General features: G+C 39.3%; 2 protein-coding genes and 1 pseudogene. All 3 read left to right on the top strand.

Annotation, left to right across the window (positions count from 1 at the left end; all coding sequences use genetic code 11):
• Positions 1 to 270 (top strand): flagellar protein FliT (locus AB4653_RS27855; RefSeq protein WP_372105869.1); only part of this gene is annotated, 270 nt, incomplete at its 5' end.
• Positions 271 to 282: 12 nt separating this feature from the next.
• On the top strand, positions 283 to 693 hold the full coding sequence (fliS, locus tag AB4653_RS27850; protein ID WP_009848558.1) for a flagellar export chaperone FliS: 411 nt from the start codon (positions 283 to 285) through the stop codon (positions 691 to 693).
• Between the two features lie 226 nt (positions 694 to 919).
• A pseudogene (locus AB4653_RS27845) lies at positions 920 to 1,250 on the top strand (AAA family ATPase); the annotation flags it as partial.

Genomic DNA, 1,250 nt, shown 5'->3' with positions numbered 1-1,250 from the left:
CAATTAATTATGTCTAAGCTCGAATTTAGTGAAATTAATGCTGAAGAAATCGTGCATCTTGTCGATAACAGAGAACAGTTATTGCAAAACGTGCTTCAATTAATCGATTCATATCCCGACGTTAAGCAAAGCTCCGAGTGGTTTGAAGCCATTTCGAGAACAAGACAATTGGTCGAACTGATGCAGTCTGAGACTGGTCTAGTAGGTAAAAACTTACATAAATACCGACATGCTGCCAAATCAGTTCAACAATACAAAAAGTTTTTATAGAAGAGGTTTACTATGCGCGGTTCTTTACAGGCATATAAAAAGGTATCAGTGGATAGCCAGCTTACAGCTGCCTCACCGCATAAAATTGTTCAGATGCTAATGGCTGGTGCTATCGAGCGCTTAATTCAAGGTAAAGCAGCAATGCAAGCGGGCAACATTCCGGTGAAAGGTGAGCGACTGAGTAAGGCTCTAGATATCATTATTAGCCTGCGTAGTTGCCTATCAATGTCCGATGGTGGCGACATTGCGAAAAATCTAGATCAACTTTATGAGTTTATGATCACGCAAATTTCTGCTGCAAATCACAAAAATGATCCTCAGCCAATTGATGATGTTATTGATATTATCCGCGAAATTAAGAGCGCTTGGGACCAAATTCCGAATGAATATCACAATTTAACGTCTGCGGATGTTGGTATTTAAAGAAACATCCCAGTTTAAACCAATCGCATATCTCTGAATTGCTTGGTTGCCTTATTTTTATAATCAAATAAAATAGAAGCCATTAGATAGCCTAATGGCTTTTTTCGTTGCTGGTTTCCTAGATTTGTCCACGTAGATTATAATCATTGATATTTTCTCTGTTTTGTCTCTTACGTCGCTTACCAATTTCCGCATCGCACCAAAATAAAGGCAATAATTCCTACTTATGCAAGGTTTGGCAAAACTGCTTGTCGTCGATGATAACGCTCAAAATCGTCACAATTTAAGCACAATATTAGAGTTTGTAGGAGAGAGCTGCGAAGTAATCAGCTCTGAACAAGCATACAAAGTTGACTGGTCCCTACAGTGGGCCGGTTGCATCATTGGTTCAATTAAAGCCAAAGGCTTCGCATTACTGAATGAAAAGCTTGTTCATGTTAATCACATCCCTTTACTGGTGATTGGCAAAAACGATTACCCGGTTGACGAACTTACTAACTTTGTTGGTGAACTCGAACTTCCTCTTAACTACCCGCAATTAAGTGATGCACTAAGAC

Source organism: Vibrio sp. 10N.222.48.A3 (assembly GCF_041475345.1).
Classification (GTDB): Bacteria; Pseudomonadota; Gammaproteobacteria; order Enterobacterales; family Vibrionaceae; genus Vibrio; species Vibrio tasmaniensis_A.
The sequence above is the reverse complement of the archived record's forward strand: the minus strand, read 5'-3'. Positions and strand labels throughout refer to the sequence as shown.

Coding starts and splice junctions, on each gene's coding strand:
- fliS (WP_009848558.1), top strand. CDS start 283: ATGCGCGGTTCTTTACAGGCATATAAAAAGGTATCAGTGGATAGCCAG.